This window comes from Frigoribacterium sp. CFBP 13707 (assembly GCF_014842245.1).
Classification (GTDB): Bacteria; Actinomycetota; Actinomycetes; order Actinomycetales; family Microbacteriaceae; genus Frigoribacterium; species Frigoribacterium endophyticum.
This window is the reverse complement of record NZ_JACYVL010000006.1, coordinates 1-21371: the sequence shown is the minus strand read 5'-3', so window position 1 is coordinate 21371 and position 21371 is coordinate 1. Positions and strand designations below refer to the sequence as shown.

Below are 21371 nucleotides of genomic sequence, written 5' to 3'. Positions count from 1 at the left end.
GGGCGCAACGACCACGACGGGCGTCCCGTGCCCCCGGTCGACAGCGCCGGCCGCCCGTGGGCGGGCCGCACCTTCCAGCACCACGACACGGCCTACGCGGGTGACGACGGCTCGGCCGACCCGCGCCTCCTCGAGGCCCTCACGCGGTTCCACGCGGGGGAGGCCGACGAGGTGGCGGTGGTGGACGCCCTCCGCCCCGCCCGGTTGCTGATCCCACTCGTCGCGGTCGCCGGCGAGGAAGGGCTGAATGAGCACGGCGTCGTCGTCGACAAGACGCAGGAGCTGTCGATCGTCACGGTCGCGGGCCCGGACGGCCGCGACGTGCTGCCGGCGTTCACGTCGGTGGACACGCTGCGGGCCTGGGACGCGACGGCGCGCCCCGTGCCCGCCGACGCCCGGCGCATCGCCCTGGCCGCGGCGGCCGAGTCCACCGACCGGCTCGTGCTCGACCCCGGCTCGGCGACCGAGTTCGGCCTGCGGCGGCCGGCCCTGTGGGCCGTCGCGCAGGACGGGCGCTGGCTGCCCAGCCACCGGGACCCGGACGTGCTCCGGGCGTTCCTGGCGGCGTCGGCCTCCGAGGAGGCGCTGGTCACGCTGGCGGTCGCGCCCGGCTACCGGTCGGCGCGGCTCGGCCCGCCCGAGCTCGTCGTGCAGCTCGGGGTGCGGCCGGGCCTCGACCAGGAGCAGCTCGGTGCCCTCCTCGGGCGCCTGCAGGCGGCCTGGTCGGCCCACGCCGTCATCGCGGAGCGGGTCGACGGCATGGCCGTGAAGGTCGTCCCCGCCGCCGCCGGGGGGCCGGCCCAGCCCGGCGGCCCGGCCCGGCCCGACGGGCTGGCCCGGCCCTAGTTGACCGGGCCGGTGAGCTTCTCGCCGGGGCCGGCGCCCACCGCGTCGGGGATCGCGCTCGCCTCGCGGAAGGCGAGCTGCAGCGACCGGAGCCCGTCCCGGAGGGCCCGGGCGTGCTGGTCGCCGATCTCGGGCGCGCTGGCCGTGACGAGCCCCGCGAGCGAGGTGATCAGCTTGCGGGCCTCGTCGAGGTCGGTCTGCGCCTGGGGGTCGTCGGCCAGGCCGACCTTGACGGCGGCGGCGCTCATCAGGTGGACGGCGACGGTGTTGATGACCTCGACGGCGTTGACCTCGGCGATGTCGCGCACGGCGTCGTCGGCGCCGCCCGTCGCCGACGGGGCGGTGTCGTCGGCGAAGCGGTGGGTGTGCGCGTCGTCGGAGGCGGCGGCGGTGTCTCGGGGGGAGTGGCTCACGAACTGATCCTCTGCTAAAGTCGTCAAGGCTCGGAGCGTCTGCTCCGTGCGAAAGTGGAGATTCTCCCACCCGCGCTCGACCGTTACACGAGGTTACCGGGTTGTTGGCACCCCGTCGGTGTCCGTCCGAAGCTCACCTGCCCTGCAGGTGGCTCAGGTCGGAGACAGGCAGCCAGGGTGCAGTGGTCCTGTCGCGCCGTGAGGTGCAGGGGCCACGAACCTCCTCTTTCCCCGCCGCGTCACCGACGCGGTGGTGTCGGAAGCATCAACAGAGGAGTTCCGCATCAGCGATCCCCGTACGAACGACCGCATCCGCGTCCCGGAGGTCCGACTCGTCGGCCCCGCCGGAGAACAGATCGGTGTCGTCCCCATCGCCATGGCCCTGCGGCTCGCCGCCGAGGCCGAGCTCGACCTCGTCGAGGTGGCCCCCAACTCGAAGCCTCCCGTGGCCAAGATCATGGATCACGGGAAGTTCAAGTACGAGGCTGCGCAGAAGGCGAAGGAGGCGCGTCGCAACCAGGCGAACACGATCCTCAAAGAGGTCCGTTTCCGCCTGAAGATCGACAAGCACGACTACGAGACCAAGCGCAAGCGCGCCGAGGGCTTCCTCCAGGGCGGCGACAAGGTCAAGGCCATGATCCTGTTCCGCGGTCGCGAGCAGTCGCGTCCCGACCAGGGCGTCCGCCTCCTGCAGCGCTTCGCGGAGGACGTCGCCGAGCTCGGCAGCGTCGAGTCGACGCCCACCATCGACGGCCGCAACATGGTGATGGTGATCGGTCCGCACAAGAACAAGTCCGAGGCCAAGGCCGAGGCGGAGGCCCGCAAGGTCGCCGCCAAGGGCCCGAAGCACCCGACGTCCGACGAGGCGCCGGCCGACGCACCGGCCGCGCCCACAGAAGAGAGCAAGTAAGAGATGCCCAAGCAGAAGACCCACTCCGGCGCCAAGAAGCGCTTCAAGGTCACCGGTTCCGGCAAGATCATGAAGCAGCAGGCCGGCATGCGCCACAACCTCGAGGTGAAGAGCGCCAAGCGCAAGGCTCGCCTGAACAAGGACCAGGTGCTCGCCCCCGCCGACGCCAAGGTCGCCAAGAAGCTTCTCGGTCACTGACCGCTGACACGAACGTAGAGGAACAAGAAAATGGCAAGAGTCAAGAGAGCGGTCAACGCCGCCAAGAAGCGTCGCGTCGTCCTCGAACGCGCCGAGGGCTACCGCGGTCAGCGTTCGCGCCTGTACCGCAAGGCCAAGGAGCAGGTCACCCACTCGCTCGTCTACTCGTACCGTGACCGTCGTGCTCGCAAGGGCGAGTTCCGTCGCCTGTGGATCCAGCGCATCAACGCCGCGTCGCGCGCGAACGGCCTGACCTACAACCGCCTCATCCAGGGCCTCGCCCTGGCCGGCATCGAGGTCGACCGCCGCATCCTCGCCGAGCTGGCCGTCAACGAGCCCGCCACCTTCGCGTCGATCGTCGCCACGGCCAAGGCCGCGCTGCCCGCCGACACGTCGGCCCCCAAGGCCGCCGCCTGATCCACCGCGTCACCTGCACCGCCCGAGAGGCCCCGACAGCACCGCTGTCGGGGCCTCTCCCGCGTCCGCGGCGCGGCGGCGCCGCCGCCGTCACCGGCCGGGTCGTGTGGCACAGTGGTGGCGTGCGCAGCCCCCTCCTCGACAACCCCCGTTCGCCCCGAGTCCGAGCGGTGGCGAAGCTCGCCAAGCGCGACGCCCGCACCGACACCGGCCTCTTCCTGCTCGAGGGCCCCCAGGCGGTCTCCGAAGCCCTGGCGTGGCGACCGGAGCTGCTCGTGGAGCTGTTCGTCACGCCCACCGCGCTCGAGCGTCACCCCGCCCTGGGCGAGGCCGCGGAGGCGGCGGGCCTGGAGGCGGAGTTCGTCACGGAGGCCGTCCTCGACGTCATGGCCGACACCGTGACGCCGCAGGGCGTCGTCGCGGTGTGCAAGCAGTTCCCGGTCAGCGTCAAGGACGTCTTCGCCGACACGGGGGAGGGCGGGCCCCGTCTGATCGCCATCCTCGAGGAGGTGCGCGACCCGGGCAACGCCGGCACGATCATCCGGGCCGCCGACTCGGCTGGCGCCGACGCCGTCGTGATGACGGGCCGCAGCGTCGACCTCTACAACCCCAAGGTCGTCCGGGCGACGACCGGGTCGCTCTTCCACGTGCCCGTGGCGCTGGGCGGCGATCTCGCGTCCGTCGTCGCGCGCTGCGCGGAGGCCGGCGTCCAGGTGCTCGCCGCCGACGTCAAGGGCGACGACCTGCTCGAGGCCCGGCAGGAGGGCCTGCTCGGCGCCCCGACCGCCTGGCTCTTCGGCAACGAGGCCCGGGGCCTCACCGACGCCGACCTCGCCCTCGCCGACCGGGCCGTGGTCGTGCCCATCTACGGGCAGGCGGAGTCCATGAACCTCAGCACCGCCGCCTCCGTCTGCCTGTACGAGAGCGCCTTCGCCCAGCGCAGCTGAGCCGTCGTACGACGCATTTCGGTTCTGTTACGAATCCGCCGTGAATTTGACCCCCCTCCGGGTGTCTGTTTGTGTGGCTCCATGGATCCCCTCGTCGTGGTCGACCACGTCAACAAGCACTTCGGAGAGCTTCACGTCCTTGAGGACGTCACGACGACGGTGGGCCGCGGCGAGGTCGTCGTCGTCATCGGGCCGAGCGGCTCGGGCAAGTCGACGCTCTGCCGGGCGATCAACCGCCTCGAGACGATCGACGACGGCGTCATCAGCATCGACGGCACCCGGCTGCCCGAGGAGGGCGCCGCGCTGGCCAAGCTGCGGGCCGACGTGGGCATGGTGTTCCAGAGCTTCAACCTGTTCGCGCACAAGACCGTCGTCGAGAACGTCATGCTCGGCCAGGTCAAGGTCCGCCGTCGGTCGAAGGCCGAGGCGCGGAAGCGCGCGATGGAGCTCCTCGACCGTGTCGGCGTGGCCGACCAGGCCGAGAAGATGCCCTCGCAGCTCTCCGGCGGCCAGCAGCAGCGCGTGGCCATCGCCCGTGCCCTCGCCATGGACCCGAAGGTGATGCTGCTGGACGAACCGACGAGCGCCCTCGACCCCGAGATGATCACCGAGGTGCTCGACGTCATGGTGCAGCTCGCGGCCGACGGAATGACGATGATCGTCGTCACCCACGAGATGGGCTTCGCCCGCAAGGCTGCCGACCGCGTCGTGTTCATGGCCGAGGGCCAGATCGTCGAGGAGGCCACGCCGGAGGAGTTCTTCACCGCGCCGAAGTCCGAGCGCGCCCGCGACTTCCTCTCGAAGATCCTCACGCACTGACGGCCCGCTCGCGGAGCCGGGGCCCACGAGGCCGACCGGCACCGCGACTCCGGCCCGCCCCCCGCACCGCGGGGGAGCACCCCCTCGAGACTTCCGGGCGACGACCGTCGACCGGGTCCCCCAGCAAGGAGAACAGAATGCGACTCAGCAAGGGAATCGTCACCGCTGCCGCAGCCGCCGCGATGGTGCTCGGCCTGACGGCCTGCACCGACTCGTCGGCCCCGGCCGTCGACGTCGAGACGCCCGCCGACTTCGCGGAGGGCAGCACGATGGCGAAGCTGGCCGACGCCGGCGAGATCACCATCGGCACGAAGTTCGACCAGCCCCTCTTCGGCCTCGCCGACCCCGACGGCGTGCCCCAGGGCTTCGACGCGGAGATGGGCAAGCTCATCGCCGCGAAGCTCGGCATCCAGCCCGAGAAGATCAACTGGGTCGAGACGGTCTCCGCGAACCGCGAGCCGTTCATCCAGAACGGCCAGGTCGACCTCGTCATCGCGACCTACACGATCAACGACGCCCGCAAGGAGGTCGTCTCGTTCGCCGGGCCGTACTACCAGGCCGGCCAGGACCTCCTCGTGCTCGAGGGCAACCCCGAGGGCATCAGCTCGGTCGACGACCTCATGGGCAAGAAGGTCTGCACCGTGAGCGGCTCGACCAGCGAGAAGAACATCGCCCCCTACGTCGCGGCCGCGACCGACGTCATCGCGACCGACACCTACTCGAACTGCCTCGAGCCGCTGCGCTCGGGCGCGGTCGCCGCCGTGACCACCGACAACGTCATCCTGGCCGGCCTCGCCGACCAGAACGAGGGCGAGTTCGAGGTCGTCAACGAGCCCTTCACCGAGGAGCCCTACGGCATCGGCCTCGCGCTCGACGACACCGACTTCCGCGAGTTCGTCAACGACACGCTCCAGGACGCCGAGGACGACGGCACCTGGGACGAGCTGTGGGAGAAGACGGCCGGCAAGGTCCTGCCCACGCCGACCCCGCCGTCGATCGACCGCTACTGACGGCCCGGCGGGCACCGCGACGCTCGTCGCCCGCGGTGCCCGCCCGCGCCTCCCCGGCGCCCCTGCACGACCGCTCGACCCGCGCGGTCGCCCCTGACCTGGAGACACCCCCGTGAACCCCTTGGACGTCATCCCCGGCTTCGACGCCGTGACCGACAACTGGCCCCGCTTCTGGGGCGGCTTCGTCACGACGCTGCAGCTGCTCGTGCTCTCCGGGGTCGGGGCGCTGGTGATCGGCTTCGTCGTCGCCGCCATGCGCATCTCCCCGGTCTCGTCGTTCCGCGTCTTCGCGACGGCGTACACCGAGGCGCTGCGGAACACGCCTCTCACGCTGGTGCTCTTCTTCTGCGCGTTCGTGCTGCCGTACCTCGGCGTCGACTTCGGCACGTACTTCCCGCTCGCCGTCATCGGCCTCACGGCCTACACCTCGCCCTTCGTGGCCGAGGCGATCCGCTCCGGCGTCAACGGCGTCCCGGTCGGGCAGGCGGAGGCGGCCCGCAGCATCGGCCTGGGGTTCGGCCAGACGCTGGGGCACGTCATCCTGCCGCAGGCGGTCCGCATGGTGCTGCCGCCGCTGATCAACGTCTTCATCGCCCTCACGAAGAACACCTCCGTCGCCGGGGCCTTCTTCGTCAGCGAGCTCTTCGCCGCCGGCCGCTACATCGCCAACGACCGCGGTGACGCCGTCGTCACCGTGCTGCTGGCCGTCGCCGTGTTCTACCTCGTCATCACCGTCACGCTCGGCCGCGTCGCCGCCGTCGTCGAGCAGAAGGTCGCAGTCCTCCGATGAGCACCACCGTCCTCTACGACGCGCCCGGCCCGAAGGCCCGCCGCACCTCGCGCATCATCTCCGTCGTCGGCGTGGTGCTCGTGCTCGCTCTCGTCGCGTGGCTCGTCTACCTCCTGGGCCGCCCCCGCGTCAGCGCCAACGGCGCCGTGACGCCGGGGGTGCTCGACCCGTCGCGGTGGGACATCCTCTCCGACCTGGCCCTGTGGCGGGCCATCTTCCGGGGCTGGCTCGCGACGATCCAGGCCGCGGCGGTCGCCTCGGTGCTCGCGGTGGTCGTCGGCGTCGTCTTCTCGTTCCTCCGCACGGCGCGCTCCCGCTTCGTCCGGGTCCCGACGACGGTCGTGCTCGAGTTCTTCCGCGGCATGCCCGTGCTGCTGATGATGCTGTTCATCCTGCTGGTCTTCTCGACCGGGGCCTTCTGGGCCGTGGTGGCGGCGCTGGCCGTCTACAACGGCGCCCTCATCGGCGAGGCCCTCCGCGCCGGCGTCGCGTCGCTGCCCAAGGGCCAGAAGGAGGCGGGCCTCGCCCTGGGCCTGACGCCCACCGCCACGAGGTTCCTGATCGAGTTCCCGCAGGCGTTCCGCCAGATGCTGCCGATCATCCTCGCCCAGCTGGTCGTCCTCCTGAAGGACACGTCCCTCGGGTACATCGTCGGGTACGTCGAGCTGACCCGTGGGGGCCTCACCCGTCTCGGCACCTACTACGGCAGCACCTACACGTTCACGCTCTTCGCGGTGGTGCTCGTGGTGTACCTGGCCACGAACCTCCTGTTCTCGTGGGTCGTCCGCATCGTGGACCGCCGCACGGGCCGCGACGGCGTGCTCCGCCGCGCCGGTCGGGCCGGCAGGGGCGGCGGGCTCGGGGGGCCGGGCATCCTGGCCCGACCCGGGCGCGTCGAGACGGACGCCACCACGGGCGCCTCCGTCTGACCCGGTCGCCCGCCCCTCCCCAGGCCGTCGACCCGCGCCTCCTCGCCCCCACGGCACGAGGAGGCGCGGTCCGGCTCCCCGACGATCGCTAAGCTTGGTTCTCGTGTCAGACACCGTCCCCATCTCCGAAGACGCCGTCGCGTCCGCGGTCGACGCGGCGCTCGCCGCCGTCGCCACCGCCGCGTCGGTCGCCGAGCTGAAGACCGCTCGCTCCCAGCACGTGGGCGAGGCCTCCGTGCTGGCGCGCATGAACGCCGGTCTGCGCGACCTGCCCGCCGACCAGAGGGCGGCCGCCGGCAAGCTCGTCGGCGGAGCGCGCGGCCGCGTGGCCCAGGCCGTCGCCGCCCGCGAGGCCGGCCTCGCCGAGGAGGAGGAGGCCCGGCGCCTCGCCGACGAGTCCGTCGACGTCACGGCCCTGCCGACCCGCCGTCGGGCCGGCGCCCGTCACCCGCTCGCCCTGCTGCAGGAGCAGATGGTCGACCTCTTCGTCGGCATGGGCTGGGAGGTCAGCGACGGCCCCGAGCTCGAGCACGAGTGGTTCAACTTCGACGCCCTGGCCTTCGACGCCGACCACCCCGCGCGGGCCATGCAAGACACCTTCTTCGTCGACCCGGTCGACGAGCACCTCGTGCTGCGCACGCACACCTCGCCGGTGCAGATCCGCACGCTGCTCTCGAAGCAGCTGCCGGTCTACAACGTCGCGACCGGGCGGGTCTTCCGCACCGACGAGCTCGACGCGACCCACACGCCCGTCTTCACGCAGATCGAGGGCATCGCGATCGACCGCGGGCTCACGATGGCGCACCTCCGGGGCACCCTCGAGCACCTCGCACGCTCGATGTTCGGCGCGGAGGCGCAGATCCGCCTGCGCCCCAACTACTTCCCCTTCACCGAGCCCAGCGCCGAGATGGACGTCTGGCAGCCGCACGCCAAGGGCGGCGCGCGGTGGGTCGAGTGGGGCGGCTGCGGCATGGTCAACCCGAACGTGCTGCGGGCCGCGGGCATCGACCCGGACGACTACCAGGGCTTCGCGTTCGGCATGGGCATCGAGCGCACCCTCCAGTTCCGCAACGACCTCAACGACATGCGCGACATGGTCGAGGGCGACGTCAGGTTCAGCGAGCAGTTCGGGATGGTGGTCTGATGCGGGTTCCGCTGAGCTGGCTCGGTGAGCACGTCGAGCTGCCGAGCGACGTCACGCTCGAGAGCGTCCACGCGGCGCTCGTCTCCGTCGGCTTCGAGGAGGAGGCCGTCCACGTCGGCGACGTCACCGGCCCCCTCGTCGTCGGCCAGGTGCTCGAGGTCACGCCCGAGCCCCAGAAGAACGGCAAGACCATCAACTGGTGCCGTGTCGCGGTCGGCCCCGACCACGCGACGCGCGACGACGACGTGCGCGGCATTGTCTGCGGCGCCCACAACTTCGTGGTCGGCGACAAGGTCGTCGTGTCGCTGCCCGGGGCCGTCCTGCCCGGGCCCTTCCCGATCGCCGCCCGCAAGACCTACGGCCACGTGTCCGACGGCATGATCGCCTCGAGCCGCGAGCTCGGGCTCGGCGACGAGCACGACGGCATCCTGCTGCTCAGCTCGCTGGGGCTCGACCCGGTCGTCGGCACCGACGCGATCCCCCTCCTCGGGCTCGACGACGCGGCCGTCGAGATCAACGTGACGCCCGACCGCGGCTACGCGTTCAGCATCCGGGGCGTGGCCCGCGAGTACTCGCACGCCACCGGCGCCACCTTCACCGACCCCGCGACGACCGTGACGCCCGTCGAGGCGAGCGGCTTCAGCGTCTCCGTCGTCGACGAGGCGCCCGTGCGCGACCGCGCCGCGGTCGCCACGTTCGTCACCCGCGTGGTGCGCGGCGTCGACGCCGCGCGTCCGACGCCGACCTGGATGTCGTCGCGGCTGCGGCTGGCTGGCGTCCGGTCGATCTCGCTGCTGGTCGACGTGACGAACTACGTCATGCTCGAGCTCGGCCAGCCGATCCACGGCTACGACCTCTCCGCGATCACCGGCGGCCTGACCGTCCGCCGCGCCGCCCCGGGCGAGACGCTCGAGACCCTCGACGGCCAGGTGCGCACGCTGCACCGCGAAGACCTGGTGATCGCCGACGAGACGGGGCCCGTCGGCCTCGCCGGCGTGATGGGCGGGGCGCGCACCGAGATGGGCGCGTCGACGACCGACGTCCTCGTCGAGGCCGCCACCTTCGATCCGGTCTCGATCGCCCGCACGGCCCGCCGGCACAAGCTGCCCAGCGAGGCGTCCCGTCGGTTCGAGCGCGGCGTCGACCCGGCGGTCTCCGCCCCGGCGGCCCAGCGCGTCGTCGACCTGCTCGTCGAGCTCGCCGGCGGCACGGCCGACGAGCTGGGCTCCGTCCTCGACGAGTCGGTCGCGCCGGCCGCGGTCGAGCTCGCCGTCGACCGGCCCGCCCGCCTGATGGGCGTGGCCTACGACCGCGCCGAGGTGGTCGACTCCCTGACGGCCGTCGGCGCCTCGGTGGTCGAGCAGGGCGACGTGCTCGTCGTGACCCCGCCCACGTGGCGTCCCGACCTCGTCGACCCGGCGTCGCTCGTCGAGGAGGTCGCGCGCATCACCGGCTACGACCGCATCCCGTCGGTGCTGCCCGTCGCGCCTCCCGGCCGCGGGCTCACCCGTGAGCAGCGGCTGCGCCGGCAGGTCTCCTCCTCCCTGGCCGCGGCCGGGCTCGTGGAGGTCGCCGCCTACCCGTTCGTCACCCCGGCGCAGAACTCCGTGTTCGGGTCCGCCGACGGGCAGGCCGTGCCCGCCGTGACGTTGGCGAACCCCCTCGACACCGCGGCGCCCCAGCTGCGGCGCTCGCTGCTGCCGGGCCTGCTCGACGTGGCGCGCCGCAACGCGTCTCGCGGCCTCGTCGACCTCGCGCTCTTCGAGACCGGCACCGTCTTCCTGCCCGAGGCCGGGGTCCGCTACGGCACGGCCGAGGTGCCGGCCGGTGCGGCGCGTCCGACCGACGACGTGCTGGCCGAGCTGGCCGCGAGCCTGCCTCCCCAGCCGCGGCACCTCGGCGTCCTCGCGCTCGGCGCGGCCGTGGACCGTCAGCCCGGCCAGGCCGCCGTCGCGGCCTCCCTCGCCGACGTCCTCGACGCTCTCCGGGTCGCCGTCCGCGCCGCGGGCGTCGAGCTGACCGTGCGGCAGGGCAGCCACCCGTCACTCCACCCCGGCCGCACCGCCGAGCTCCTCGTCGGCGACGAGCGGGTCGGCGTGGCGGGCGAGCTCCTGCCCACGGTCGCCGCCGAGCTCGACCTCCCGCGCGTCGTCGCGGTCGGCGAGGTCGACCTCGACCGTGTGCTCGCCCTGGGCGTCGACGTCGCGCCGCGCCCGATCTCGGCCTACCCGGCTGCCACGCAGGACGTGTCGCTCGTCGTCGACCTCGACGTCTCCGCCGGCGACCTGCTCGCGGCCGTCCGCGAGGGGGCCGGCTCGCTCCTGGAGTCGGTGCGCCTCGTCGACGACTACCGCGGCGCCGGGCTCCCCGACGGCACCAAGTCGCTGACCTTCGCCCTGCGCTTCCGCGCCGACGACCGCACCCTGACGGCGGCCGAGGCCACCGAGGCCAAGCAGGGCGCCGTCCGGCTCGCGTCCGAGCGATCGGGGGCGGCGCTCCGCGACTGACACTCGCCCGGCGTCGCCGCCCTCGATCCTCGACCGACTCGAACAGTAGGGTTCATCCATGCCACACACCGTTGCCGTCGCCGGAGCGAGCGGCTACGCCGGGGGCGAGCTGCTGAGGCTCCTCGCCGCCCACCCCGAGTTCGAGGTGACCACCGTCACCGCGAACCAGAACGCCGGGCAGCCCCTCATCGCCCTCCAGCCGCAGCTGCGCTCCCTGGCGCACCTCACGCTCGTCGAGACGACCCCCGAGGCCCTCGCGGGCCACGACGTCGTCTTCACGGCCCTCCCGCACGGCAAGTCCGGCGCGCTCACCGCCCAGCTGCCCGACGACGTCCTCGTCGTCGACTGCGGCGCCGACCACCGCCTCACCGACGAGGCGGCGTGGGAGCGCTTCTACGGCTCCGAGTTCTACGGCGCCTGGGCCTACGGCCTGCCCGAGCTCCTCCTCGCCGAGACCGGCGGCCGTCAGCGCGACCGTCTCGTCGGTGCACGCCGCATCGCCGCGCCGGGCTGCAACGTCACCGCCGTGACCCTGGCCCTGGCGCCCGCGGTCCGGGCCGGCCTCGTCGACGCGACCGACCTGGTGTCGGTGCTCGCCGTCGGCCCGTCGGGGGCCGGCAAGGCCCTGGCGCCCCACCTGCTGGCCAGCGAGCTGATGGGCTCGGCCTCGGCCTACGGGGTCGGCGGCACGCACCGCCACGTCCCCGAGATCCAGCAGAACCTCGTGGTCGCGGGCGCCGAGCGCGTGAGCATCTCGTTCACGCCGGTCCTCGTGCCGATGTCGCGCGGCATCCTCGCGACGTCGACGGCCACGCTGTCGCCCGGCGTCTCCGAGCACGACGTGCGCACGGCCTACGAGCAGGCCTACGCAGCCGAGCCGTTCGTGCACGTGCTGCCGGCCGGGCAGTTCCCGCGCACCGCCGACACCGTCGGCGCCAACACCGCCCTGATCGGGCTCGCCGTCGACGTCGACGCCGACCGCCTCGTGGTGGTCAGCGCCATCGACAACCTCGCCAAGGGCACCGCCGGAGCTGCCGTCCAGTCCGCCAACATCGCACTCGGGCTCCCCGAGACGACCGGCCTCACCGTGAACGGAGTGGCACCGTGAGCGTCACCGCAGCCCAGGGATTCGTCGCGTCCGGCGTCGTCGCGCACCTCAAGAGCACCGGGGCGCCCGACGTCGCGCTGGTCGTCAACAGGGGCCGCCGCAAGTCGGCGGCCGCCGTGTTCACGAGCAACCGCGCCAAGGCGAACCCCGTCCTCTGGTCGCAGCAGGTCATGGCCGACGGCCTGGCGGAGGCGGTCGTCCTGAACTCGGGAGGCGCGAACTGCTTCACCGGGTCGTTCGGCTTCCAGACGACCCACGCCACCGCCGAGGCCGTGGCCGAGGCCCTCGAGGTCTCCGCGACCGACGTCGTCGTCTGCTCCACGGGCCTGATCGGCGTCGGAGACCAGGTCTTCCGTGACAAGGTCCTGTCCGGCTCCCGTGACGCGGCGGCCGCCCTGCACGCCGACGGCGGCCTCGAGGCGGCGACCGCCATCATGACGACCGACACGGTGCCCAAGCAGGCCGTCGTCCGGGGCGACGGCTGGGTCGTCGGCGGCATGGCCAAGGGAGCGGGCATGCTCGCGCCGGGCCTGGCGACGATGCTCGTCGTGCTGACGACCGACGCCGACCTGGAGGCCGACCGCCTCGACGCGGCCCTCCGCGCCGCCACCCGCGTGACCTTCGACCGGCTCGACTCCGACGGCTGCATGTCGACCAACGACACGGTCGTCCTCCTCGCCAGCGGCGAGTCCGGAGCGACTCCCGGCGACGACGAGTTCACCGCCGCCGTGACGGCTCTCTGCGCCGACCTGGCCGAGCAGCTCCAGGCCGACGCCGAGGGCGCCTCGCACGACATCCGCATCGAGGTGGTCGGCGCGATCGACGACGACGACGCGGTCGAGGTCGGCCGGTCGATCGCCCGCAACGCCCTGTTCAAGGCCGCCGTCTTCGGCAACGACCCCAACTGGGGCCGTGTGCTCGCCGCGATCGGCACCACGAGCGCCGAGTTCGACCCCTACGCCGTCGACGTCAGCATCAACGGCGTGCGGGTCTGCCACGCCGGGGCGCCCGACCAGCCGAGCGACGGCGTCGACCTGACCCCGCGCGCGGTCCACGTGCTCGTCGACCTGCAGGTCGGCGACGCCGAGGCGACGATCCTGACGAACGACCTCACGCACGACTACGTGCACGAGAACAGCGCGTACTCCAGCTGATGGCCTCCACCGCGATCGTCCTCGGCGACGAACAGGAGCTCGCCGCCGTCAAGGCGGCCACGCTGATCGAGTCGCTCCCGTGGCTCAAGCGCTTCAGCGGCAAGGTCGTCGTCGTCAAGTTCGGCGGCAACGCCATGGTCGACGACGCGCTCAAGCGCGCCTTCGCGGAAGACATGGTGTACCTCCGCTACGCCGGCCTGCACCCCGTCGTGGTGCACGGCGGCGGCCCGCAGATCTCCGCCGCCCTCCAGGCCGCCGGCATCCCGAGCGACTTCCGCGGGGGCTACCGCTACACGAGCACCGAGGCGATCTCGGTCGTCCGCGACGTGCTCGCCGGGGAGGTCAACCGAGAGATCGTCGACCTCATCAACGAGCACGGCGACCTCGCGCGCGGGGTCTCCGGCGAGGGGTCCACGCTCTTCGAGGGCCGACGCCGGGGGGTCGTCGTCGACGGCGAGACCTTCGACCTCGGCCACGTGGGCGACGTCACCGAGGTCGACCCGTCGTCGGTGCTCGCCGAGATCGCCGCAGGTCGCATCCCGGTCGTGTCGTCGATCGCCACGAACGAGGCCGACCCCGCGCTCGCCCTCAACGTGAACGCCGACGCGGCCGCGGGGGCCCTGGCCATCGCCCTCCGCGCGACGAAGCTCGTCGTGCTCACCGACGTGGCGGGCCTCTACAGCGACTGGCCCGACCGGGAGTCCCTCGTCGAGGCGATCACCGTGTCGGCGCTGCGCGACATGCTGCCGACGCTCGAGTCGGGCATGATCCCCAAGATGACGGCCTGCCTCGACTCCGTCGTGGGCGGCGTCGGGGGAGCGACCATCATCGACGGCCGCATCCCCCACTCGATCCTCCTCGAGGTCTTCACCCAGCGCGGGTCGGGCACCGAGGTCGTCCCCGACGACAGGGCCGCCGACCACGGCGCGACCGTCGTCACCAGCTACCCCGTCGTCGACGAGGACGCCGTCGCGTCCGTCGACGCGGGCACCGAGAAGGAAGGACAGTCATGACCATCATCCAGACCCCGGGCGGTACCTGGCAGCGCCGCTTCGGCGACGCGCTCATGGGCTCCCTGTCCACCCCGAAGGTGATGCTCGAGCGCGGCGAGGGCTGCCAGGTCTGGGACGTCGAGGGCAAGCGCTACCTCGACTTCCTCGCCGGCATCGCCGTCAACGCCCTGGGCCACGCGCACCCCGCGCTGGTCTCGGCGATCGCCGACCAGGCGGCCAAGCTCGTGCACGTGTCGAACTACTTCGCCACCGAGCCCCAGCTCGCCCTCGCCGAGCGCCTCAAGCGGATCACCGGCGCCGGTGAGCGGGGCCGCGTCTACTTCGGCAACAGCGGCGCCGAGGCGAACGAGGCCGCCTTCAAGCTCGCGCGGCTGAACAGCGACGGGGGCCGCCGCACCCGCATCCTCGCGCTCACCAACTCGTTCCACGGCCGCACCATGGGCTCCCTGGCGCTCACCGGCAAGCCCGCGCTGCGCGAGCCCTTCCTGCCCATGGCGCCCGGCGTCGAGCACATCGACACGTCGATCGAGGCCCTCGAAGACGCGATGGGCGACGACGTGGCCGCGATCTTCGTCGAGCCGATCAAGGGCGAGGCCGGCGTGCTCGACCTGCCCCACGGCTACCTCGAGCTCGCCCGCGAGCTGGCGACCGAGCACGGCGCCCTGCTCATCCTCGACGAGATCCAGACGGGCGTCGGCCGGACGGGGTCGTGGTTCACCTTCCAGCAGTTCGACGTCGTGCCCGACGCCGTCACGGTCGCCAAGGGCATCGCCGGGGGAGTGCCCATCGGCGCCCTCGTCACGTTCGGCGACGCGTCCGACCTCTTCGAGGCGGGCCAGCACGGCAGCACGTTCGGCGGCAACCCGCTGGCGACCGCCGCGGCCGACGCCGTCCTCGCCGAGATCGAGAGGTCGGGGCTCGTGCTCAACGCCCTCGTGCGCGGCGACCAGCTGCGCGCGGCGATCGAGGCGATGGACTCGCCGCTGGTCGACGAGATCCGCGGCCGCGGGCTGCTCATCGGCCTGGGCCTCACCCAGCCCGTCGCCGCCGAGATCGCGGCGCGGTGCCTCGAGGCCGGGCTCATCGTCAACGCCCCGAACGACTCGAGCATCCGTCTCGCCCCGCCGCTGATCGTCGGCGACGCCGAGATCGACGAGTTCACCACCATCTTCGGCACCGTCCTGAAAGGTCTCTCATGACCCGCCACTTCCTCCGCGACGACGACCTCAGCCCCGCCGAGCAGCTCGAGGTCCTCGACCTCGCCGACGCCCTGAAGCGCGACCGCTGGTCGCAGCGGCCCCTCGAGGGGCCGCAGACCGTGGCGGTCATCTTCGACAAGTCGTCGACGCGGACGCGGGTCTCGTTCGCGGTCGGAATCGCCGACCTCGGCGGCAGCCCCCTGATCATCGCCACGGCGAACAGCCAGCTCGGCGGCAAGGAGACCCCGTCCGACACCGCGCGCGTGCTCGAGCGCATGGTGTCGGCCATCGTCTGGCGCACCTACGGCCAGGCCGGCCTGGAGGAGATGGCGGCGGGCACGACGGTCCCGGTCGTCAACGCCCTGAGCGACGACTTCCACCCGTGCCAGCTCCTCGCCGACCTCCAGACCATCCGTGAGGCCAAGGGCCGTCTGGCCGGCCTCACCGTCGCCTTCGTCGGCGACGGGCGGAGCAACATGGGCCAGTCGTACCTGCTGGCCGGCGCCACCGCGGGCATGACCGTGCGCGTCGGCGCGCCCGAGGGCTTCCAGCCCGAGGCCGCCGTCGTGGCCGACGCCGAGGCGATCGCCGCCACCACGGGAGGCGCGGTGCAGGTCACGACCGACGCCCGCGAGGCCGTGGCGGGGGCCGACGTGGTGGTCACCGACACGTGGGTCTCGATGGGCAAGGAGGACGAGAAGGAAGAGCGCGTGGCCGTCTTCGGCGGCTTCAAGGTCGACCAGGCGCTGATGGCGCACGCGGCCGACGACGCGATCTTCCTGCACTGCCTGCCCGCCGACCGCGGCTACGAGGTCGACGCCGACGTCATCGACGGCCCCACCAGCGTCATCTGGGACGAGGCGGAGAACCGCGTCCACGCCCAGAAGGCCCTGCTCACCTGGCTCCTCGCGCACTGACGCCGGAGCACCTCCCGCACCACCGGGTCACCTGACCCACCGGTCGACCGGGCCCCCGCCCGGTCGACCGCCGATACACTCTCACCCCACATCACACCTAAGGAGAACCATGGCGGATCGCGTCGTCCTCGCATACTCGGGAGGCCTTGACACCTCCGTCGGCATCGGCTGGCTCGCCGACGCGACCGGCAAGGAGGTCGTCGCCCTCGCCGTCGACGTCGGGCAGGGCGGGGAGGACATGGACGACATCCGTCAGCGTGCCCTCGACTGCGGCGCCGTCGAGTCGGTCGTCGTCGACGCCAAGGAGGAGTTCGGCACCGACTACCTGATGCCGGCCCTCAAGGCCAACGCGATGTACCAGAAGACCTACCCCCTGGTGTCGGCCCTCAGCCGCCCCCTGATCGCGCGCCACCTGGCCCGCGTCGCCAAGGAGCTCGGCGCCGACAGCGTCGCGCACGGCTGCACCGGCAAGGGCAACGACCAGGTCCGCTTCGAGGCCGCCGTCGCGGCTCTCGCCCCCGACCTGACCAGCATCGCGCCCGTCCGCGACCTCGCCCTCACGCGTGACAAGGCCATCGTCTACGCCGAGCAGCACAGCCTGCCGATCCGCCAGAGCGCGGCCAACCCCTACTCGATCGACAAGAACGTCTGGGGCCGAGCGGTCGAGACGGGCTTCCTCGAGGACCCGTGGAACCCGCCGATCGAAGATCTGTACGAGTACACGCAGGATCCCTCGGTCATCAAGCCCGCCGACGAGGTCGTCATCACCTTCCAGGCCGGCGTGCCGGTCGCGATCGACGGCGTCTCGTACACCCCGCTCGGCATCGTGCAGAAGATGAACGAGCTGGCCGGGGCGCACGGCGTGGGCCGCATCGACGTCGTCGAGGACCGCCTCGTCGGCATCAAGAGCCGTGAGGTCTACGAGGCGCCCGGCGCCGTCGCCCTGATCCAGGCGCACGAGGCCCTCGAGGCCCTCACGATCGAGCGCGACCTGGGCCGCTACAAGCGCGGCGTCGAGGCCGAGTGGTCGAACCTGGTCTACGACGGCCTCTGGTTCTCGGGCCTCAAGCGGTCGCTCGACGTCTTCATCGACGACACGCAGAAGTACGTCTCCGGCGAGATCCGCCTCAAGCTGCAGGGCGGCCGTGCGGTCGTCACCGGGCAGAAGAGCGAGCAGAGCCTGTACGACTTCGACCTCGCCACCTACGACACCGGCGACACGTTCGACCAGTCGCTGTCGAAGGGCTTCATCGAGATCTGGTCGCTGCCGAGCAAGATCTCGGCGCGCCGCGACCTGGCCCAGCAGTAGTGGCCGACGCGACGCCAGCCCCGAACCAGAGGGCGGGGGAGGCGGGGGCACTGTGGGGAGGCCGGTTCGCCTCCGGTCCGTCCCCCGAGCTGACGGCGCTGAGCCGGTCGACGCACTTCGACTGGCAGCTGGCACCGTACGACATCGCCGGGTCCCGGGCGCACGCCCGGGCCCTGGCGGCGGCCGGGTACCTCGACGAGGCGGAGCTGACGAGCATGATCGAGGCCCTCGACCGCCTCGAGGACGACGTCGCGACCGGTGCCTTCGCGGCGCAGGAGACCGACGAGGACGTCCACTCGGCCCTGGAGCGCGGCCTCATCGGCATCGCCGGTGTCGAGCTCGGCGGAAAGCTGCGCGCCGGCCGCAGCCGGAACGACCAGATCGCCACGCTGGTGCGCCTGTACCTCCGTGACCACGGCGCGTCCGTGGCCCGTCTCGTGGTCGGGCTCGTCGACGCGATCGCCGCCCAGGCGGCGGCGCACCCGACGGCGGTCATGCCCGGTCGGACCCACCTCCAGCACGCCCAGCCCGTGCTCCTCGCCCACCACCTGCTGGCGCACGCGTGGCCCCTGGTGCGCGACCTCGAGCGCCTCCGCGACTGGTCGCGACGTGCTGCGGCCTCGCCCTACGGCGCGGGGGCCCTCGCGGGCAGCTCGCTCGGCCTCGACCCGCTGCTCGTGGCGACCGAGCTCGGCTTCGACCGCACGACGGAGAACTCGATCGACGCGACGGCCAGCCGCGACGTGGTCGCCGAGTTCGCCTTCGTCGCGGCCTCGATCGGCATCGACGTCTCCCGGCTCGCCGAGGAGGTCATCCTCTGGTCCACGCGCGAGTTCGGCTTCGTGAAGCTGCACGACGCGTTCTCCACCGGGTCGTCGATCATGCCGCAGAAGAAGAACCCCGACGTCGCCGAGCTGGCGCGCGGTAAGTCGGGTCGGCTGATCGGCAACCTCACGGGCCTGCTGGCGACGCTGAAGGGCCTGCCGCTCGCGTACAACCGCGACCTGCAGGAGGACAAGGAGCCGGTCTTCGACTCCGTCACCCAGCTCGAGGTCCTGCTGCCCGCCTTCACGGGCATGATCGCGACGCTCGAGTTCGACGTCGGGCGCATGGCCGAGCTCGCCCCGCAGGGCTTCTCCCTCGCGACGGACGTCGCGGAGTGGCTCGTGCGGCAGGGCGTCAGCTTCCGTGACGCCCACGAGATCAGCGGCGAGCTCGTCCGCTTCTGCGAGCAGTCGGGGCTCGACCTCGACCAGCCGACCGACGAGCAGTACGCCGCGGTCTCTCCGCACCTCACCCCCGAGATCCGCGCCGTCCTCACCGTGGAGGGCTCCGTCGCGAGCCGCCGCGGCGCAGGGGGCACGGCTCCCGAGCGGGTCGCGGAGCAGACGGCGGCCCTCACCGAGCAGGTCGCGCGCCTGGTGCGCGAGCTCGACCCGGTGTCGGCGTGACCCGAGGCCGTCCGACCGGGCCGCGGCCGTGGGTGCTCCCCACGGTCGTGGCCCTCTGCGTCGTCGTCCTCGTGGCCGTCGTCGTCATCGTCGTGGCGAGCGGGCAGAGCTTCTTCTGAGCGGGCAGCAGGGCCCCGGGGGAGGCGCGGGGCCGGGTGACGAGGTGACCCGCCTGCTCTCCGGGCCGGCCCGCGACTCCTCGGCTCGGTCTTCCGGGTCGGCGACGTGGCCGTCCGCCTCACCGAGGTGGAGGCCTACCACGGGCAGGGCGACGACCCCGGGTCGCACGCCCACCGCGGGCCGACGGAGCGGAACGCGAGCATGTTCGCCGAGGCGGGCACGCTCTACGTGTACCTGTCGTACGGGATCCACCGGTGCGTCAACATCGTGTGCGGGCCCGAGGGCTACGGGTCCGGGCTGCTGCTCCGTGCCGGGGAGGTCGTCGACGGCCTCGAGGTCGCCCGGCGCCGACGCCCGACGGCGCGGCGGGACGTCGAGCTCGCCCGGGGGCCGGGGAGGCTCGGGTCGGCCCTCGCGATCGAGCTGACGGACGACGGGTCGCGTCTGGGCTCCGGCCGGTTCTCGCTCGAGCTGCCGACCGGGCCCGTCGGACCGGTGGTCGCCGGGCCCCGGGTGGGAGTCTCCGGCCCGGCGGGCACGGACGCCTGGCCGTGGCGGTTCAGCCTCGAGGGCGACCCGACGGTGTCGGCCTGGCGGCCCGCGGTCCGGCGCGCCCGCCCTGCTCCCTGACGCTGGTACCGTTCTCGGGTGAGCACTGGAACAACCGCGGACGTCCTGGCCGGGCAGAGCAACGACCCGACGTTCGACGACGTGTGGGAGGAGCTGCAGTGGCGCGGCCTCGTCCACGTCTCGACCGACGCCGAGGCCCTCAAGGCCCTCCTCGCTGGGCCCCCGATCACGTACTACTGCGGCTTCGACCCGACCGCGCCGAGCCTGCACCTCGGCAACCTCGTGCAGCTGCTGCTCATGCGTCGCCTCCAGCTGGCCGGCCACCGGCCCCTCGGCCTCGTCGGCGGCTCGACGGGCCTGATCGGCGACCCGCGCCCCACGGCCGAGCGCACGTTGAAGACGCCCGAGCAGACGGCCGAGTGGGTCGAGCGCATCCGGGTGCACGTCGAGAAGTTCCTGTCGCCGGAGGGGGTGAACGGCCTGCGGGTCGTCAACAACCTCGACTGGACGGCGCCGCTCTCGGCGATCGAGTTCCTCCGCGACATCGGCAAGAACTTCCGCGTCGGGACGATGCTCAAGAAGGACGCCGTCAGCGCACGCCTCAACTCCGACGCCGGCATCAGCTACACGGAGTTCAGCTACCAGATCCTCCAGGGCCTCGACTTCCGTGAGCTGTACCGCGCGTACGACTGCGTGCTGCAGACCGGGGGCAGCGACCAGTGGGGCAACCTCACGAGCGGCACGGAGCTGATCCGTCGCTCCGAGGGAGTCGCGGTGCACGCCATCGGGACGCCCCTGATCACCAACACCGACGGCACCAAGTTCGGCAAGAGCGAGGGCAACGCCGTCTGGCTCGACGCCGAGCTGACCAGCCCCTACGCGATGTACCAGTTCTGGCTCAACACCGACGACGGCGACGTGGTGTCGCGCCTGCGGGTGTTCACCTTCCTCGACCGGGCCGAGATCGAGCGTCTCGAGCAGGCCGTCGCGACGGAGCCGTTCCGGCGGGAGGCGCAGCGCACCCTGGCCTGGGAGGTCACGCGCCTGGTCCACGGCGAGGCCGCGACCCAGGCCGCCATCGACGCCGCCGCGGCGCTCTTCGGGCAGGGCGACCTCGACGCCCTCGACGAGTCGACCCTCGCCAGCGCGATCGCCGAGCTGCCGACCGCGGAGGTCGCCGCCGACGCGACGGTCGCGCAGGCGCTCGTCGACACCGGGCTCGTCACGTCCTTGGGCGCTGCCCGTCGCGCGGCGACCGAGGGCGGGGTCTACGTGAACAACGCCCGGGTCGCCGATGCCGACGTCCTCGTGGGGGAGTCGCTCCTGCCCGGTCGGGTCGCGGTGCTCCGCCGGGGCAAGAAGACCCTCGCCGGTGTGCGCGTCAGCGCCTAGCCCGCCGACCCCTCCACAGACCCGCCCCCGGTAGATGCCGGCGGGCGGGTCTCGTCGTTCCGGGGACGCGACGACCATGCCGGCCGGGGGCCATTCGGCAGGGGTCCACCCGTCGGCAGACTTGCCCTCGTGCGGCCGTGTGCGGCTCTCTGCCGAACGTTCACGCGCTGGACCCTTGATTTTCCGGGGTTGGTGGTTGCGACACGCC

General features: G+C 72.5%; 21 protein-coding genes and 1 pseudogene. 21 read left to right on the top strand and 1 reads right to left on the bottom strand.

The window, feature by feature from the left end; translation table 11 throughout:
• The first annotated feature begins 27 nt into the window (after positions 1–27).
• Positions 28–846 (top strand): SseB family protein, encoded by an 819-nt coding sequence (locus IFT45_RS11680; RefSeq protein ID WP_192128298.1) that lies wholly within the window; start codon positions 28–30, stop codon positions 844–846.
• On the opposite strand, the gene IFT45_RS11675 is transcribed toward IFT45_RS11680, so the two are convergent.
• Complete coding sequence (locus tag IFT45_RS11675) at positions 843–1259, bottom strand: DUF1844 domain-containing protein (protein ID WP_370543615.1); 417 nt, start codon at positions 1257–1259, stop codon at positions 843–845. The genes IFT45_RS11680 and IFT45_RS11675 overlap by 4 nt on opposite strands.
• 253 nt (positions 1260–1512) lie before the next feature.
• Between IFT45_RS11675 and infC the strand changes: the two genes are divergently transcribed.
• The 20 genes and pseudogenes from infC (at position 1513) to tyrS (ending at position 21163) form a co-directional block, all read left to right on the top strand.
• Positions 1513–2169, top strand: a complete 657-nt coding sequence (gene infC, locus IFT45_RS11670; RefSeq protein ID WP_235491231.1) for a translation initiation factor IF-3 — start codon at positions 1513–1515, stop codon at positions 2167–2169.
• Positions 2170–2172: 3 nt separating this feature from the next.
• Positions 2173–2367 carry a 50S ribosomal protein L35 gene (rpmI, locus tag IFT45_RS11665; RefSeq protein ID WP_056056193.1) on the top strand — a complete coding sequence of 65 codons (195 nt, stop codon included), beginning with the start codon at positions 2173–2175 and terminating at the stop codon, positions 2365–2367.
• Between the two features lie 30 nt (positions 2368–2397).
• Positions 2398–2784: a 50S ribosomal protein L20 gene (gene rplT / locus IFT45_RS11660; RefSeq protein ID WP_056056191.1), complete on the top strand. Its 387-nt coding sequence runs from the start codon at positions 2398–2400 to the stop codon at positions 2782–2784.
• 122 nt (positions 2785–2906) lie between these two features.
• A complete protein-coding gene (locus IFT45_RS11655) occupies positions 2907–3731 on the top strand; it encodes an RNA methyltransferase (protein ID WP_056056188.1) in 825 nt (274 codons plus the stop codon).
• An 81-nt stretch (positions 3732–3812) separates the two neighbouring features.
• Entirely contained in the window at positions 3813–4550 is a 738-nt protein-coding gene (locus tag IFT45_RS11650) for an amino acid ABC transporter ATP-binding protein (RefSeq protein ID WP_192128296.1), read from the top strand.
• A 137-nt stretch (positions 4551–4687) separates the two neighbouring features.
• The gene (locus IFT45_RS11645) at positions 4688–5560 is read left to right on the top strand and encodes a glutamate ABC transporter substrate-binding protein (protein ID WP_167259531.1); all 873 of its coding nucleotides are present in this window, start codon (positions 4688–4690) and stop codon (positions 5558–5560) included.
• Positions 5561–5681: 121 nt separating this feature from the next.
• The gene (locus IFT45_RS11640) at positions 5682–6350 is read left to right on the top strand and encodes an amino acid ABC transporter permease (protein ID WP_167261200.1); all 669 of its coding nucleotides are present in this window, start codon (positions 5682–5684) and stop codon (positions 6348–6350) included.
• Positions 6347–7279, top strand: coding sequence for an amino acid ABC transporter permease (locus IFT45_RS11635; RefSeq protein ID WP_192128294.1), 933 nt, complete (start codon positions 6347–6349; stop codon positions 7277–7279). Before IFT45_RS11640 ends, IFT45_RS11635 begins: the two co-directional genes overlap by 4 nt.
• A 103-nt stretch (positions 7280–7382) precedes the next feature.
• Complete coding sequence (gene pheS / locus IFT45_RS11630; protein ID WP_192128292.1) at positions 7383–8423, top strand: phenylalanine--tRNA ligase subunit alpha; 1041 nt, start codon at positions 7383–7385, stop codon at positions 8421–8423.
• A complete protein-coding gene (gene pheT, locus IFT45_RS11625; protein WP_192128290.1) occupies positions 8423–10930 on the top strand; it encodes a phenylalanine--tRNA ligase subunit beta in 2508 nt (835 codons plus the stop codon). The genes pheS and pheT overlap by 1 nt, the downstream gene beginning before the upstream one ends.
• A gap of 58 nt (positions 10931–10988) precedes the next feature.
• The gene (argC, locus tag IFT45_RS11620; protein ID WP_192128288.1) at positions 10989–12038 is read left to right on the top strand and encodes an N-acetyl-gamma-glutamyl-phosphate reductase; all 1050 of its coding nucleotides are present in this window, start codon (positions 10989–10991) and stop codon (positions 12036–12038) included.
• Positions 12035–13192, top strand: coding sequence for a bifunctional glutamate N-acetyltransferase/amino-acid acetyltransferase ArgJ (gene argJ / locus IFT45_RS11615; RefSeq protein ID WP_192045940.1), 1158 nt, complete (start codon positions 12035–12037; stop codon positions 13190–13192). The genes argC and argJ overlap by 4 nt, the downstream gene beginning before the upstream one ends.
• On the top strand, positions 13192–14205 hold the full coding sequence (argB, locus tag IFT45_RS11610) for an acetylglutamate kinase (RefSeq protein WP_192045939.1): 1014 nt from the start codon (positions 13192–13194) through the stop codon (positions 14203–14205). The genes argJ and argB overlap by 1 nt, the downstream gene beginning before the upstream one ends.
• Complete coding sequence (locus IFT45_RS11605; protein ID WP_056056174.1) at positions 14202–15404, top strand: acetylornithine transaminase; 1203 nt, start codon at positions 14202–14204, stop codon at positions 15402–15404. The genes argB and IFT45_RS11605 overlap by 4 nt, the downstream gene beginning before the upstream one ends.
• Positions 15401–16321 carry an ornithine carbamoyltransferase gene (argF, locus tag IFT45_RS11600; protein WP_167259524.1) on the top strand — a complete coding sequence of 307 codons (921 nt, stop codon included), beginning with the start codon at positions 15401–15403 and terminating at the stop codon, positions 16319–16321. The genes IFT45_RS11605 and argF overlap by 4 nt, the downstream gene beginning before the upstream one ends.
• 109 nt (positions 16322–16430) lie before the next feature.
• Entirely contained in the window at positions 16431–17630 is a 1200-nt protein-coding gene (locus IFT45_RS11595; RefSeq protein ID WP_056056171.1) for an argininosuccinate synthase, read from the top strand.
• Positions 17630–19081, top strand: coding sequence for an argininosuccinate lyase (argH, locus tag IFT45_RS11590; protein WP_192045936.1), 1452 nt, complete (start codon positions 17630–17632; stop codon positions 19079–19081). Before IFT45_RS11595 ends, argH begins: the two co-directional genes overlap by 1 nt.
• Positions 19078–19200: a hypothetical protein gene (locus tag IFT45_RS17535; protein WP_256431871.1), complete on the top strand. Its 123-nt coding sequence runs from the start codon at positions 19078–19080 to the stop codon at positions 19198–19200. The genes argH and IFT45_RS17535 overlap by 4 nt, the downstream gene beginning before the upstream one ends.
• A gap of 55 nt (positions 19201–19255) precedes the next feature.
• A pseudogene (locus IFT45_RS11585) lies at positions 19256–19831 on the top strand (DNA-3-methyladenine glycosylase); the annotation flags it as partial.
• Between the two features lie 18 nt (positions 19832–19849).
• Positions 19850–21163, top strand: coding sequence for a tyrosine--tRNA ligase (gene tyrS / locus IFT45_RS11580; RefSeq protein WP_371810989.1), 1314 nt, complete (start codon positions 19850–19852; stop codon positions 21161–21163).
• Positions 21164–21371: the final 208 nt, after the last annotated feature.

Excerpts from the sequence above, each read along its gene's own strand:
- argB (WP_192045939.1), top strand. The coding sequence starts at position 13,192 with ATGGCCTCCACCGCGATCGTCCTCGGCGACGAACAGGAGCTCGCCGCC.
- rpmI (WP_056056193.1), top strand. The coding sequence starts at position 2,173 with ATGCCCAAGCAGAAGACCCACTCCGGCGCCAAGAAGCGCTTCAAGGTC.
- rplT (WP_056056191.1), top strand. The coding sequence starts at position 2,398 with ATGGCAAGAGTCAAGAGAGCGGTCAACGCCGCCAAGAAGCGTCGCGTC.
- argC (WP_192128288.1), top strand. The coding sequence starts at position 10,989 with ATGCCACACACCGTTGCCGTCGCCGGAGCGAGCGGCTACGCCGGGGGC.
- IFT45_RS11650 (WP_192128296.1), top strand. The coding sequence starts at position 3,813 with ATGGATCCCCTCGTCGTGGTCGACCACGTCAACAAGCACTTCGGAGAG.
- IFT45_RS11635 (WP_192128294.1), top strand. The coding sequence starts at position 6,347 with ATGAGCACCACCGTCCTCTACGACGCGCCCGGCCCGAAGGCCCGCCGC.
- IFT45_RS11595 (WP_056056171.1), top strand. The coding sequence starts at position 16,431 with ATGGCGGATCGCGTCGTCCTCGCATACTCGGGAGGCCTTGACACCTCC.
- pheT (WP_192128290.1), top strand. The coding sequence starts at position 8,423 with ATGCGGGTTCCGCTGAGCTGGCTCGGTGAGCACGTCGAGCTGCCGAGC.
- argF (WP_167259524.1), top strand. The coding sequence starts at position 15,401 with ATGACCCGCCACTTCCTCCGCGACGACGACCTCAGCCCCGCCGAGCAG.
- IFT45_RS11605 (WP_056056174.1), top strand. The coding sequence starts at position 14,202 with ATGACCATCATCCAGACCCCGGGCGGTACCTGGCAGCGCCGCTTCGGC.
- IFT45_RS11645 (WP_167259531.1), top strand. The coding sequence starts at position 4,688 with ATGCGACTCAGCAAGGGAATCGTCACCGCTGCCGCAGCCGCCGCGATG.